Source organism: Labrenzia sp. PHM005, assembly GCF_006517275.1.
Classification (GTDB): Bacteria; Pseudomonadota; Alphaproteobacteria; order Rhizobiales; family Stappiaceae; genus Roseibium.
Map to the genome: position 1 here is coordinate 5,210,756 of NZ_CP041191.1, position 14,487 is coordinate 5,225,242.

Here is a 14,487-nt window from a genome sequence, read left to right on the forward strand (position 1 = left end):
CACTTCTTACAAGGTCATAATCATCAAGGCTTTGGCTCTGATTTATAAATGTTTTCGCAAGTTATCTGTTTTATTTTCACGGACTTGGGGCACCCCTACTACGTCTGAAGAGCGAAGCGGAATGCAAAGCGGTGATCTAGATCCGAAGAAGATTGCTATCAGGTTGTTTTTTTTGTTCGCGATCCTGCTGCCGTCATTGCAGGCCCGGGCGGACGTCAGCAGCCACCTTTCTCCCGATCTGGAAACCTATTACAACGCTCTTCCAAATGTGATCCTCATCATAGATCCGGCGACCGGGAAGATCGCTTTTGCCAATGAGTTTGCGGACACTTTCTATGGCTACGGTTCCGGTGCCCTGGCCACCATGCGGATCCAGGACATCAATCAACTAACAGCTGAACAAGTCGCAGAAGAACGCCGTCTTGCAAAAGAAGAGCGTCGCAACTACTTCATATTCCGCCATAAACTGGCAGATGGAAATGTCAGAACCGTCGAAGTTCGGGCCAATCCGCTCAAATTCGGTGACCAAGTTCTGCTGCATTCCATTATCCGGGACATCACTGGTGAGCGTCAGCAAAATGACAAGCTGTGGCACTATCAATCCCGGCTTGAAGAAGCCGTCGAACTCAAGCGCCAGGAACTTGCCGCCTCATTCGAAACTCAAACGCGCTGGCTTTTCGGTTTTTTGATCGTTGTGGCTGGAGCATTCGGGCTTGTTGTTGTCTATGCCATCCTATTGACCGACTCCCGGCGGAGCCTTCGCCATGCCAACGATGAGCTGCGCCTGGCAGATTTGGTGTTCAGACATGCCAATGAAGGCATTCTAGTGACCGATGCTGATGGTGTTGTTATCAAAGCCAACTCAGCGGTGAGCAAGATCTCTGGCGTTGATGCCGAGACGATTTTGGGAAAAAAACACTTCGATTTCGCTTCCCTGCGCAAAGCACCGGAAACCTTCCGGGAGATGCAGCAACAGCTGGCGGAAACTGGCGAATGGTCCGGAGAACTTTGGAACAGCCGCCCAGATGGTCAGAGGTATGCGCAAAACGCCTCAATCGCTGCAATCAAGGATTCGAGCGGCAGCATTCAAAACTACATTGTGGTGTTTTCCGATATCACCGAACTGAAGGCGCACCAAAATGAGTTGGAAAAGATTGCTCATTACGACCCGCTGACAGAACTGCCCAACCGGGTATTACTACGGGAGCGGTTGAGCGATGCCATCGAACGGGTCAAACGCGACAATTGCTGGGGCGCAGTCTTCTTTTTTGATCTGGACGGCTTTAAAGAAATCAACGATCGCTACGGACACGAACTCGGCGATCAGCTGCTGACCACCGTATCTAAAAGGTTTCTATCGCAGTTTCGATCCACGGACACAGTCGCACGTTTGGGCGGAGATGAGTTCATTGCCGTTGTTTCCGACTATGAAACTCCCGAAGACTACAAGTCTCTAGCCGAACGGGTTCTCACAGAAACCAGTAAACCCATCGATCTTGGCGATAAGTCAGTCGCGATCTCGACCAGTGTCGGCATCGCAGCGTTCTCTGCCACGTCTGACACCAATCCGGACCAACTCCTTCGCCAGAGCGACTCGGCCATGTATCAGTCGAAGCTGGAAGGAAAGAACCGCTATACGCTGTTCAATCCCAAAACCGAGATTGAGATCACCACCTTCAACAACAAGATCAACGAACTGTCTGAAGCGATCGACAATGATCAGCTAGTGTTCCATTTCCAGCCCAAAGTGGATGTGATCAGCAGTCAGGTTCACAGTGCTGAGGCGTTGGTTCGCTGGAACCATCCTGAGGAAGGATTAAAATACCCGGGCAGTTTCCTTGATGCGACCGAGAACATCGGTGTGTCTTTGAAGTTGGACACTTGGGCCTTGGAAGAAACATTCAAGACAGCCGCGTCCTGGCGCAGCTTAGGTCTGGAAGTTCCGATTAGCGTCAATGTTGACCCAAGGAATCTGACGAGCAATTGGCTCTATGACACCTTAAAACGCCTGTTGGCAGAACACGAAACCATTGCTCCCTCTTTGCTCGACATTGAGGTTTTGGAAAATGCAACAGCTGTGGGCAATGCGTCGGTCGCAGTTGCCATCAAACGGTGCCAGGAACTTGGCGTCAGCTTTTCGATCGACGATTTCGGCACCGGGTATTCAACGCTGACCCATTTGCGCCACCTGCCAGCCGATCACGTCAAGATCGACCAAACGTTTGTGCGCGCCGCGATCGACTCCTTGGACGACCTTGCCATTGTTGACGCGGTGTTAGGGCTTGCAGGCGCCTTAAACAGGGAAGTGATCGCGGAAGGCGTGGAGACAAAAGACCACCAAAACCTTCTTATCAGCCTTGGCACATCAATCTTGCAAGGGTATTCCATTGCCCGGCCGTTACCGCTCCAAAAGTTCCTGGATTGGACAGCACATTTCACCCCGGACCCTAACTGGGGCAAGCTGCAGCATCTGTCCAAGCGTCATGCCAAACTGCTTTATTTGCAGGTAGAGCTCAGAAATTGGACCAAGATCCTGACCGGCGAAAAGCAAATACAAAATGATTTGCCTTACATGCTCGGCGCGGATCAATTGTCGTCAAATTACTGGCCATGGCTGAACCGGGAGGGCGCAAAATTGTTCGGTGACAGCGAGCATTTCACGATTTTGTCGACCCAGTGCGAGCACTTGATGAATCAATGCCGCTGGCATGCTGACGCATCAGCCGATGAACACAAGCCGTGCTCCCCGGAAGCGTCCAAAGAAATGGCGGAGCTGGCCAGTGCGTGTCTCAGAACGATTGACAATTTGCTGCTGGACAACAAACTCGACCGGTCGGGCACGATCCCGTTCGTTCTCGGCGAGCGCCGCGCTTAAGATATTTCTACCCTTAGAGCATCCAGTTCAGCACCAGACGCCAGTCGGTCATGCGGATCGGTGTTCCGTGGGTTCCGGTATCAAATAGGGTGAACTTGATCGGATAATTCGGGGCGCGCTGTTTGATTTTCTTGAAGAACTGCGCCTGAGTTTCCCAGTTGTAGACCCGGTCTAGCGTCCCCTGCCCCATATAGATCGGAACGCTTCGAGACAATGCGCCAGAAGAAAAGATGTTTGGATCTTTCGGCGAGCCAAGCAACACAATGCCGTTGATCAGGCGGGAGTAGCCGCCATTCTTGACCAGATTCCAGCAGATAATGCCACCCATCGAGCCGCAAGCCACAACAACTTTTGCCTGGGGTGACAACTGTTTTTGGTATTTTATCAGCGCGGCCACATCGGCCGTGCCGCGTTTGCCGAAATTCTTGATGTCTACAGTGAGGTAAGCTCCGCCGTTGCGAACCATCAAGTTCTGGATCCGGTTGAAATTTCCGCCGAAGGACACGTCATTCATGCCCTGAAAGCGGTTACCACCTTGTCCATGAATGTAGATCACAATCGCTTTGGCACCGCCTTTCCACTTGCCAGTGCCCATGTAGGAAATCGTCCGGCCATTGGCGTTGAGTTCGCCGCCGCCCCGGCTGCGCTTCGGTTTATAAGAAACATAATTGCCGTAGACTTGGCGTTCGGGAATTTGGTCCCGGCCATGCAGGTCCCGTTGCTTGGAATACTCAACGACAATGAAGTCGCCGTTATATAGCGTCTCAGTCACCTTCTTGTAGCGGAACAACCTGTCCTTATACGGCTTTAGCGCCTCTGCCTGCGCACTGCCTAAAACTGCAAGAACGGAAATTGGAACAAGAACTGCTCGCAGTCTGGCCAGCCGGACTGAAGTGACCTTCAAAAGTCTGTGCACCATGCCCTATCCTTCGTGCAAGCGGTCTATACAAGTGAATTTCCAACAACCTACGCAGGCCGTTAAACGCTTTCAATCTTCTCACGGTGAAAAAAGCCAACTGTTGGTAATTCCAGTCCGCCAGGTCACGGTTGGCAAACCAAGCACCGGTGACCGCAAGCGAAAAGCTGCCCTAACCAGAATTACGCGAATGCCGTTCTCAGCACCCTCCGAAATTGTACTTAGGAATTCCTGAAAATTATCCACAAGGCACAGTGGATACTGAATAACTGACTCGCAATTTGCGAATTTAAGAAAATGGTAACCATAAAATCTGAAGACTGGCAGTGCGTTAGGCAGGAATAAGACCGTCATGGAAAGACGTGGCGGCACGTTCAGGAGAACCATCATGCCAGTCATTTCCTTCGCGAATGCAAAGGGCGGCGCCGGGAAAACCACCGCGGCTTTGCTATTGGCAACAGAAGTTGCCGCACGGGGAAAACGCGTCACCATTTTCGACGCTGACCCGCAAAAATGGATTTCGAAATGGCATGAACTGCCGCGGACCTGCAAAAACATTTCCGTCATCAGCGAAATCTCGCCCGCCTCCATCACCGAACAGATCACCCACGCCTCGGAAACATCCGACTATGTGATTGTCGACCTGGAAGGCACGGAAAACCTGATCGTCGCCAATGCCCTTTCGGTTTCGGATCTGGTGGTGATCCCTATCCAAGGTTCGTCGATGGATGCGAGGGGCGGTGCCAAGATCCTTACCTTGATCAAGAAACTGGAAAAAATCGTCCGCCATGACATCAAACACTGTGTTGTCCTGACCCGGTCCAATGCGGCGGTCACGACCCGCGCGATGAAGGCGGTTCAAGACTTCCTGTGTGCCCAGAACATTGATGTACTGATGACCCCAATTGTTGAACGGGCGGCTTTCCGCGACCTGTTTGAATTCGGCGGCGGTCTTGCCAATCTCAATCCCAAGCAGGTGTCGGGCGTCGAAAAGGCCCGTGAAAATGCATCGCTTTACGCAGCAGAAGTTCTGGAACGGGCGATCACTGTTCCGAAAAAACGCTGGTACGACGTCTTTAAACGCGCCAGTTGACTGTTTGACAGCAAACTTGAAGCCGGGCTCTGCGCCCGGCTTTTTTTATGGCCAGACATAGAGGTTTTGGAAAAGGCGCTATAAGCTCGTCTGAAATGACAACTCCAATGACAAGCATCTGCTTGTTCGCACAGGAGGTTTTGACGATGCCAACGTTGAACCGGCTGTTCACGGCCGGTGCGCTCGCTTTAGTGGTTTCCGCCTGCAACGAAGATCCAAAAAATGTCGCGCTCGGAACTCTGGAGCGGGACCGCGTCGCCTTGACGGCAACGGCAGCGGAAGTGCTGATAGAGCTGCCAGTTGCGCAAGGAGCCCCCGTCACAAAGGGCACAATCCTTGCCCGCCTCGATACCACCCAGCAGCAGGCTGTCGTCAATCAAGCCTTGGCCGAAGTTCAAAAATCCAAAGCTTACCTTGAGAAACTGAAAAATGGCGCCCGGGAAGAAGAAATCGCCAAGGCACGAGCCGATGTCGCCGGGGCCAAAGCGGAACTGGTGGAAGCCACCAACAATTTCGATCGCTATAAAGACCTGACAGCGCGCGGCACCACAAGCCAAGCGCAACTTGACAGTGCCCGGGCATCCAAAGATGCCGCTGAAGCCAGTTTGAACAGTGCGGAACAACAACACAAGGAACTGGTGACCGGAACACGGCCAGAAGATCTGGCCATGGCGCGCGCAGAACTCGCTGCAGCAGAGGCCAGCCTTGCCACGCAAAAGAAGATCCTCAACGACCTGACGATTGTTGCATCGCGTGATGGTGTGCTCGATAGCCTCCCTTGGAACCTCGGTGAGCGGGTGACCATCGGCAGCCCGGTTGCGGTTATGCTCGCCGGTGACGCCCCTTACGCCCGGGTCTACGTTCCTGAGCCTCATCGGGTAAAAATCAACGAAGGCGACACACTTGCGGTCCGTGTGGATGGTTTGGAGGCGTCAATCAATGGTCATGTTCGCTGGATCAGCTCCGAACCATCCTTCACTCCCTATTATGCGCTCAACCAATCCGACCGCGCCCGGCTGATGTATGTCGCTGAAATCCAACTGCCTGACAGTGCGTCCAACTTGCCGAATGGGGTTCCGGCCCAAGCGGTCTTGCCGTGACCATGTCCGACATCGTCATACAAGCTGAAGGTTTGGTGAAAAGCTTCAAGGGGTTCAGGGCAGTCGACGGATTGGATCTGACCATTGAGCGCGGAATGATTTACGGCTTTCTCGGCCCAAACGGATGCGGCAAGACGACAGCGATCCGCATGTTGACCGGATTGCTGACCCCAACCGAGGGCTCCGTCAAAGTTCTCGGACTGTCCGTGCCCAAAGATGCCGAAGCGTTGAAATACAAAATCGGCTACATGACCCAGGCCTTTTCGCTTTATGGCGATTTGACGGTCCTGGAAAATCTCAACTTTATGGGCACCGTTTATGGATTGCCGCGCAGCACGCGCAAAAAACGGATTGCCGAGGTCATGCAACGGTATGATCTTACCGAGCTCAGCGGCCGTTTTGCAGGCAAGATGAGCGGCGGCCAGCGCCAGCGCCTGGCCCTTGCGGCGGCAGTTCTGCATGAACCCCAGTTGCTGTTTCTGGACGAACCCACCTCTGCCGTGGACCCGGAGTCGCGGCGCCACTTTTGGGAACAGCTATTTGACCTTGTGAATGAAGGCACCTCCATCGTCGTGACCACGCACTTCATGGATGAGGCGGAACGCTGCCACAAGATCGCGATCTTGGAAGCCGGTCAGAAACGGCTGGATGGCACTCCGGCCGATCTCATGGCGGCAATGGGTGCCAATGTGGTTGAGATCGAAGCTCCGGACTTACGCTCTATTCGACGGCACCTGCTTGGCAGCGACGGGATCGTAACTGCCGCACAGCTCGGTGCACGTCTGCGCGTGCTGGTCGAAAAGCGTATTACAGATCCAGAAGCATTTCTCAGGTCCAATCCAGAGACCGCAAGCGCGACAGTGGTCGAGCGGGTCCGGCCCAATCTAGAAGACGTCTTTGCCACAGCAACTGGAGAAGGCCGCCAATGAGGTCAATTTCCAGAATCCTTGCCGTATTTTTCAAAGAACTCGCCCAGTTACGTCGGGATCGGATGACCTTTGGCATGGTCGTCATGATCCCGCTTATCCAGCTGGTTCTGTTCGGTTATGCGATCAACACAAATGTGCGCGACATCCCGATTGCGGTCGTTGATCAAAGCCAGACTGGGATCAGCCGGATCCTGGTACAGATGGTCGAGGCGACCCGGGTCGTGAAGGTCACAGAACGGCATGCAACGACGGAAGCTGCTCAGGAAGCAATCCGCTCGGCTCGTGTTCGGGCGGCCTTTATCCTGCCCGCCGATCTGACACAACGTCTGGCCCGGTCTCCGGCCCTTGGCCTCGGCACACCCCCATCGACAGACTGGGAGACCAGCCGTCCCGTTGCGCAATGGATTGTCGACGGCTCCGATACGATGATTGCGAGCGCGATTAAAAGCCTGCGCTCCATGCCGCTGTCAGAGATCTACCGGCAAGCGCCCAATCGTTCCACCCCGACCTTTGAAGTCACCCTGTTCTTTAATCCGGAACAACGCACTGCGGTCAATATTGTCCCAGGCCTGGTCGGCACAATTCTCACGATGACGATGATCATGTTCACATCGGCTGCGATTGTGCGGGAACGTGAACGCGGTAATATGGAAATGCTGATCAACACCCCGATCCGCCCGATCGAGCTGATGATTGGCAAGATCATTCCCTACATCTTTATCGGGCTGTTGCAGGCGGTCATCATTCTCAGTCTGGGGCACGTATTGTTCAATGTGCCGTTTGATGGGAACATGATCGATCTGTTTCTTGGAACCCTGCTGTTCATCGGCGCGAGCCTGTCACTCGGCCTCGTGTTTTCCACGATCGCCCAGACACAGCTCCAGGCCATGCAGATGACAATTTTCGTACTCCTGCCCTCGATCCTTTTGTCCGGCTTCATGTTTCCCTACGAAGGCATGCCGGTCATCGCGCAATACATCGCCGAGATTTTTCCAGCGACACACTTCATGCGCATGATCCGCGGATTTGTACTCAGAGACGCCACATTGATTGATGTTCATCGCGACGTGATCTGGATGAGCGGGTTTTTCGTCTTAGGGATGGTTGCAGCAGCGCTGAGATTCAAAAAACGGCTGGATTAGCGGGAAAAACTTGCCTTTCAGCGCACAGTAAGTGGTTTTCGCAAACACCTAGCATGAGAAGAGACTATCTGAGCTTCGAAGAGGGCCTTATGTGACTTTCAACCGCCTTCAACAAACGCCCGCACGGCTGTGCTGACATTCTCAGAAGACTTCAGTTCCACAGCCCGCCGCGCAGCAGGACCATACATGCCGTCCAGCGCAATTGCCGACACCGACAGATACTGAATTGCACCAATCAGCTGAAACAATCCTGCGCGAATGGTTTCTGCAGGGGCCCCGCGCCATTTTGGGGTCTGAGCCGCCAGCTCAGTGAGCTTGTCGAGATAAGGTTTCATGGGCCAAAACCGGGCAGTTTCGCTGGTGTCCAGCAGGGCACGCACGACCAGTTTCGCTTCGATCCTCCCGCCATAAGATGTTTTGGCAAGGGTTTCGAAATACTCGATCAATTGTGCGCCAGGCTCTATCGCATCTGAGCTCTCCACTTCGGCACACAGCTTATCGGACAACCGTTTCAGTACAGCCCCATACAGCCGTTCCTTGCTGCCAAAAAAATGCAATAGCGCCTGCTTACTAACCCCCGCTTCCTTGGCGATGGCGGCCAGGCTGACACCATGAAAGCCAGCCTCTGCGAATTGGCGCTCCGCGATTTCCAGATACCGGCCTGCGGCCGGCGCTTCCATGTTCATGACTGTACTCCTGTCGCCCAGTCATACCGTTTTGTTGACAACTTACCAAGTGGTAAGTACCTTACCATTCGGTAAGTCGCTTAAGGAGGCAGGCAATGGACCGGACCACGGAAATTGGATTGATTAAGGAAATCCTCGGCCTGGCGGAACAAAAGTCGGCCTATCTTGATGAAGCAATCGCCCACTCGCCGATTTCACGGTATGCTAGCCCCGAACGCTTCGAGCGCGAACGAGCGGCGCTTTTCCGCCGTCATCCGATGATCGTGGCCCATTCGTCGGAAATCGAAGGACCAGGCGCTTTTCTTGCCAAAGATTTTTTTGGTCTTCCCGTCCTGCTGGCGCGAGACGAAGACGGATCGGTGCGCGCTTTTCTGAACGTCTGCCGCCACCGAGGCGCCAAATTGGTGCGTGAAACACACGGCTGCAAACGCCTGTTCACCTGTCCCTATCATGCCTGGACCTGGACCAACGGTGGCGCCCTGCACCGGGTTCCGCATGAGGCTCAGGGTTTCCCGGAGCTCTCACGGGCAGATCGCGGCTTGCGCCGTTTGCCGTCAGCTGAAGCGCATGGCTTCATCTGGATAATTGCAAACCCGGATGCTGGAGACATGCCGGACATAGGCACTTGGCTCGGACAACTCGCAGATGACTTCAACTGGCTCAAAATGAGTGAGCACCGGATTGCGGAAGTTGAGACGCTCGATATTCAAGCCAATTGGAAAGTTTTGGTAGAAGGCGGGCTGGAGGCTTATCACTTCCGGGTCGCCCACAAAAACACTATCGGCCCCTATTTTCAGGACAACCTGTCGACCTACCGGATGTTCGGGCCGCATATCCGGTCTGTCCTGCCGCGCACGTCCATGCCGGACGTTCAAACGGCACCAGAGGACACCTGGGAAATCCGGCGCGATGCCAATCTGCTTTATACTTTGGTGACCAACTCGCAGCTTTTGGTCCAGCAAGACCACATCATGTGGTTCCACTTTGAGCCAATGGCAGCGGATCATACGAGGGTTCGAATTGCGACGCTGGCTCCCAGATCTTTCCCGGACACCGAAGAAATGCGGGAAAGATGGGCCAAGAACCAGCTCATCACCAAAACTACTCTTCTGGAAGATTTTGAACTTGGTGAAGAGATCCAGGCCGGCTTTGCTTCAAAAGGCAATCCAAGCCACCTGTTCGGCCGCTATGAAGGCGCGCTCAACCGCTTCAATCTGGTGGTTGAGGAAATTCTGGCCAATTGAGATACGCGCTGCAGGTCGTTCCACGCCATCTTTTGTCCTTTGTCTGACAGAATGCGTCCCCAATTCGTCCACGCGGCCTGGTTTTTGCCGCTAGTTCCGACGCCGAATTCATTGATTAAACTCGGTTAATCACGCCGAAACGGTCGAATTTTCTTGCCAACTCCCCAGGGTTCGGACAACAATTCGTTTCAACACAGTTTTTTTCTACGGCAGGCAGACCCGGCTACAATTTGCATTTCTTGCAAGATCAAGCGGTTGATAAACGGCTTCAGTCTTGCAACACTCTATTTCCGTTACGGAATTTATATGTAACCCATTGATACTGGTGACCGAAAAGGAATTGCTGACAATGGTGAAATGGCCAGTATTCCCCGTTCTCATGCTTGGCATGCTTGTGCCTTTGCTTGTCGCTTCGCCTGCACCAGCGCAAGAGAGTATTTTTGCGCCCGGATGGGTACTGCAACCCGATGCCTCGTCACTCCGGTTTCAATCGGTCAAAAACCTGACGAAGGTCGAGTCCAGCGGGTTTGCTGGATTTTCCGGCGATATTGATGAAGACGGCCTGGCGACTGTCCGGATCTTTCTCGATACGGTTGATACCAAAATCGATCTGCGCAATGTTCGTATGCGCTTCCTGTTTTTCGAAACCTTTCAGTTTCCAGAGGCCGTGGTCACAACCCAAATTGACCCGGCGGCCTTGAGCGACCTGCCACAACGGAAACGCAAGATCATTCCGCTTACCTTTGACATGGATCTCCACGGAGTTTCCAAAACTTTGGAAGCAGAGGTTGCCGTCACCTTGATGAGCGACGATTTGGTCGCTGTTTCAACAACTGCACCGCTGTCCGTTGCCGCTTCTGACTTCAACTTGGATGGCGGTATCAAGAAGCTGGAAGACGCGGCTGGTGTGGTCATTGTGCCGTCGGCAACTGTTTCCTTTGATTTTGTTTTTTCCCGGCGAACAGATACCAGCAGCACACAAACGGCTGCAGCAACTGCAGACCCTGCCCCGGCTGCTCAACCGGTTGCTACCAAGGCATTGGAGCCGGAAGGAAACTTCGACCTTGCAGCCTGTAAGGGGCGGTTTGAAATCCTGTCACGGACGGACAACATCTATTTCCGCAGTGGCAGCTCCCGGCTGGACAATCGCAGCGCTCCACTTCTCGACAGCTTGGTGGACATCATAGCTCGCTGCCCCGGCCTCATCATCGAAGTTGGCGGGCACACCGACAGCGTCGGCAGTGCTTCGGGCAATCAGCGGCTGTCCGAGCGGCGCGCTGCTGCCGTCTCCCAGTATCTGATCGCCCAAAACATTGAACGCAATCGGATTAAAACTGTCGGCTATGGCGAAACACGCCCTGTGGCGTCAAACACAACGGCCGAAGGCAAGCGCCGCAATCGAAGGATTGAGTTTGTTGTTATTGACTGATCCGCTCACCCGCCCCCTGCGTTGGCTTCTTCTGGCCAGCCTGATGCTGATCATGGCGGTCCAGCCCGTTAAGGCGTCTGACGACGATGATGATGAAGATGACGACCGCCTAGCCCTTGTCATCGGCAATGGCGCTTATCAAAACATCACGGCTTTGGATAATCCGGTCAATGATGCTGTGTTGATGGCCAAGCACCTTACTGAAGTCGGTTTCGAGGTGACCCTGGTGACCGACGCCACCCAGGTCGAGCTAGGACGGGCGATATCTGCTTTTGGCCGCAAACTGCGCGATGAAGGCGATGATACGACCGGGCTGTTCTTCTACGCCGGCCACGGGGTGCAATCATTTGGCAGCAATTACCTTTTGCCAATTGATGTAGAAGTGCTGGATGCCGCAGACCTCAGCCTAGTCGGAGTTCCTGCCGACGCCGTGCTGCGGCAAATGTATTCAGCGCGCAACCGCACCAACATTTTCATTCTCGATGCCTGCCGCAACAATCCTTTTGCGGAAATCCCGGACCTCAATGATAACGGCCTTGCAGAAATGAAAGCCCCGAGGGGCACGTTTTTGGCCTATTCGACAGCACCGGGTGAAATTGCGGTCGATGGTACCGGTTCCAACAGCCCGTTCTCAGAAGCCCTGGCAAGCAGGCTGTCAGAGCCAGGCGTACCGATCGAAGCCCTATTTAAGGAAGTCCGCAGAACAGTTCTGCAACAAACCAATGGGCTGCAGATCCCCTGGGACACATCTTCTCTGACCGCCGATTTCCAGTTCTCCCCCGCCGTCGCACCGACACCGGAAGAATTGCAGCTGCGCCAACTCTGGGATTCCGTCAAACTCAGCCAGGACCCGATCCAGGTGCTTTTGTTTTTAAGGGCAAATCCAAACACGATCTTCAACGATGAGGCCCGGGCCCTACTTGCAAAACTACTGCCGCAGTCTCTCAATCAAGAAACCGCGCCAGCTGAGGCCGCCGCGACTCCGAAGCCAGAGCCTGTTGATCCCGAAGTCGCGGAGCGGGACATGATAGAGGAAGCCCGGAAAACAGGGACGGCCGAAGCCTATAAGGCGTATCTTGAGGCTTATCCGACCGGTGCGTTTACAGAACTTGCCCGGCTTGAGCTGACAACGATCGAAACAAATGCACAGAGCCGGGACCCGATCGCAGAACCGGTCGCGCCTGCCATAGAACCTGCCCCGAAGCCTGCCCAAGCACCGCCAGCGGAGAAAGCCTCCACCGAAGTGGCATTCAATGCGCCACTTGGAATCGGGGGACCGGAAATAGCCGCACGGAGCATTGCCGAATTGATCACCGGTTCACCAATGTTCCCACCTGTTGAGGGGCTGCCGGAAAGCTTCTGGAAGGATAAGACCTGTGCGGCCTGCCACAACTGGGCACAATCGAACTTGTGTGATCAGGCCCAAACTTATCTTAAGGAGAGTACCAGGGCCTTGGACAAGCAACACCCCTATGGTGGTGCATTCAAAAAAGCCTTGCAAACCTGGGCCCGTGGCGGCTGCAAGTAGGTTCTTAGAAAGTGCCAACACATGAGCGCGGTGCCAGTTTCCCCAGCTGGCGCCTCGACCTCAGACCGGCAACTTCATATCGGATTTCAGCGTGTTGACGATCAGGTGCATCGATACCTGCCCGACGCAGGAGCGCTCGAACAGGAACTCCGTGTAGAACCGGTTATAGGCTTCCAGGTCCTCACACATCACCAGGAGATGATAGTCTGGTGTTCCCGCAATGGCGAAACATTGCAGGACCTCGGGCCGGTTCCGCACCTCGTCCATGAAGGTCCGCACGTAGTCTTTGCTGGTGCGCGCAAGGCTGACATGGACAATTGCCTGGAAATTCAGCCCAGCTGCAGTTGGATCCGGGATGGCGGCATATTTGGAAATGATGCCAGCCTCCTCCATCGCCCGGACGCGCCGCCAGCACACCGAGGCAGACATGCCAGTCCGCTCCGCCAGCTCCTGATTTGTGATACGGCCGTCTTCCTGGAGGATTCTTAGGAGCGCACGATCCTGCTCAGTAAGCTTCGGCATTCCGGTTACCTCTTTCGCAAAACCGTTTACTTTCGGGTGATCTTGCCAATTTTCAGGTCATTTATAAACAAAGAAACAAGATTGCCCATTTGTTGCGGGATATTTTCTCCAGGTCTTCAACAACACTGGAGAAGCCTTTTGCCGGAACTATTGGAAAAGACACTCGGGTCTGCCGGCGCATTGGCCGCCTTTTGCCTGGTGTTTTTATGGGTGGTCGATTTGGCGCTGATTTATAAAATCGCAGCGACCAGTTTCGCTGGGCTGGCCCTTTCAGGGCTTGGTATACATTTTTTTCTGAAAGGCCGCCGCCTTACCAAAATCCGGCACCAACAATTGCAACGCCACCGGTTAGGCCAAACCACAAAGAGGTAAAACGCGGCAACCTAATCTTGGCGTGCCAAACTCACTGGCTTCGGATCCAACACCGCGCCTTTATCGCGCATCAAACAACCGGAGCAGCTGGTCAACGATATCATCCTTATCCGCCTCCTTAGGCGAAATGATGCCGTAGATCGATATCCCGCTATCGGTGGCGACCAGCATTTTGGCCAGTGCGGCAAGCGGTAGACCGGGCGCGACTTCGCCGTTGTCTTGAGCCGCTGTCAAATTGTCGAGAAAAAGCCCTTCGATCTCAGCCATCATCTTCTTGGCTTCGTCAAAAGCGTCAGGGCTCACGATGTTCTTTTCCGTCAACGTGTTGATCATGAAACAGCCGTGATAGTCACTGCAGAACTCGATCGAATGGAAATAGCCCCGGATGTTATCCAATCCCAAAGGGGCCTTTGCCAATGCACCCTGATAAGCTTCCCGTGTGCCTTTGAGATAGAGCTCAAGCGCCTCCTTGAAGAGCCCTTCTTTACCATCAAACTCAGAATAAAGGCCGAACCGGTTCACACCGGTCACTTCGACCAGTTCCCCTAAGTGTGTGCCTTCAAAACCCTTTGCCCAAAAAAGGCGCATCGCCTTTTCCAGGACCTCTTCACGATCATAACTTTTGCGCCGTCCCATGCGCCGATCATAGCG

The 14,487-nt window shown here is 54.0% G+C and carries 12 protein-coding genes; 8 read left to right on the plus strand and 4 right to left on the minus strand.

All coding sequences use genetic code 11. The annotated features are described in order from the left end of the window. Positions 1-121 precede the first annotated feature (121 nt). Positions 122-2,875, plus strand: coding sequence for an EAL domain-containing protein (locus FJ695_RS23595; RefSeq protein WP_141187723.1), 2,754 nt, complete (start codon positions 122-124; stop codon positions 2,873-2,875). Positions 2,876-2,888: 13 nt separating this feature from the next. On the opposite strand, the gene FJ695_RS23600 is transcribed toward FJ695_RS23595, so the two are convergent. Beyond that, positions 2,889-3,794 (minus strand): alpha/beta hydrolase, encoded by a 906-nt coding sequence (locus FJ695_RS23600; protein WP_141187724.1) that lies wholly within the window; start codon positions 3,792-3,794, stop codon positions 2,889-2,891. A gap of 385 nt (positions 3,795-4,179) precedes the next feature. Between FJ695_RS23600 and FJ695_RS23605 the strand changes: the two genes are divergently transcribed. The 4 genes from FJ695_RS23605 (at position 4,180) to FJ695_RS23620 (ending at position 8,055) form a co-directional block, all read left to right on the plus strand. Continuing rightward, positions 4,180-4,884, plus strand: a complete 705-nt coding sequence (locus FJ695_RS23605) for a ParA family protein (RefSeq protein WP_141187725.1) — start codon at positions 4,180-4,182, stop codon at positions 4,882-4,884. A 146-nt stretch (positions 4,885-5,030) separates the two neighbouring features. Next, entirely contained in the window at positions 5,031-5,984 is a 954-nt protein-coding gene (locus tag FJ695_RS23610; RefSeq protein WP_141187726.1) for an HlyD family secretion protein, read from the plus strand. 2 nt (positions 5,985-5,986) lie between these two features. After that, complete coding sequence (locus FJ695_RS23615; RefSeq protein WP_141188901.1) at positions 5,987-6,913, plus strand: ABC transporter ATP-binding protein; 927 nt, start codon at positions 5,987-5,989, stop codon at positions 6,911-6,913. Continuing rightward, positions 6,910-8,055: an ABC transporter permease gene (locus FJ695_RS23620; RefSeq protein ID WP_141187727.1), complete on the plus strand. Its 1,146-nt coding sequence runs from the start codon at positions 6,910-6,912 to the stop codon at positions 8,053-8,055. Before FJ695_RS23615 ends, FJ695_RS23620 begins: the two co-directional genes overlap by 4 nt. A 98-nt stretch (positions 8,056-8,153) precedes the next feature. On the opposite strand, the gene FJ695_RS23625 is transcribed toward FJ695_RS23620, so the two are convergent. Continuing rightward, the gene (locus tag FJ695_RS23625) at positions 8,154-8,741 is read right to left on the minus strand and encodes a TetR/AcrR family transcriptional regulator (protein WP_141187728.1); all 588 of its coding nucleotides are present in this window, start codon (positions 8,739-8,741) and stop codon (positions 8,154-8,156) included. Between the two features lie 95 nt (positions 8,742-8,836). Here FJ695_RS23625 and FJ695_RS23630 point away from each other — a divergent pair, with 95 nt between their 5' ends. The 3 genes from FJ695_RS23630 (at position 8,837) to FJ695_RS23640 (ending at position 12,942) form a co-directional block, all read left to right on the plus strand. Then, complete coding sequence (locus tag FJ695_RS23630; RefSeq protein WP_141187729.1) at positions 8,837-9,985, plus strand: aromatic ring-hydroxylating dioxygenase subunit alpha; 1,149 nt, start codon at positions 8,837-8,839, stop codon at positions 9,983-9,985. Positions 9,986-10,334: 349 nt separating this feature from the next. Further along, entirely contained in the window at positions 10,335-11,414 is a 1,080-nt protein-coding gene (locus tag FJ695_RS23635) for an OmpA family protein (protein WP_141187730.1), read from the plus strand. Then, complete coding sequence (locus FJ695_RS23640; protein WP_209010795.1) at positions 11,401-12,942, plus strand: caspase family protein; 1,542 nt, start codon at positions 11,401-11,403, stop codon at positions 12,940-12,942. The genes FJ695_RS23635 and FJ695_RS23640 overlap by 14 nt, the downstream gene beginning before the upstream one ends. Before the next feature lie 60 nt (positions 12,943-13,002). Here FJ695_RS23640 and FJ695_RS23645 read toward each other — a convergent pair whose 3' ends face one another. Together FJ695_RS23645 and FJ695_RS23650 are read right to left on the minus strand one after the other, a co-directional pair. After that, positions 13,003-13,464, minus strand: a complete 462-nt coding sequence (locus tag FJ695_RS23645) for an Lrp/AsnC family transcriptional regulator (RefSeq protein WP_141187731.1) — start codon at positions 13,462-13,464, stop codon at positions 13,003-13,005. 432 nt (positions 13,465-13,896) lie between these two features. Beyond that, the gene (locus FJ695_RS23650; RefSeq protein WP_141187732.1) at positions 13,897-14,472 is read right to left on the minus strand and encodes a TetR/AcrR family transcriptional regulator; all 576 of its coding nucleotides are present in this window, start codon (positions 14,470-14,472) and stop codon (positions 13,897-13,899) included. Positions 14,473-14,487 lie beyond the last annotated feature (15 nt).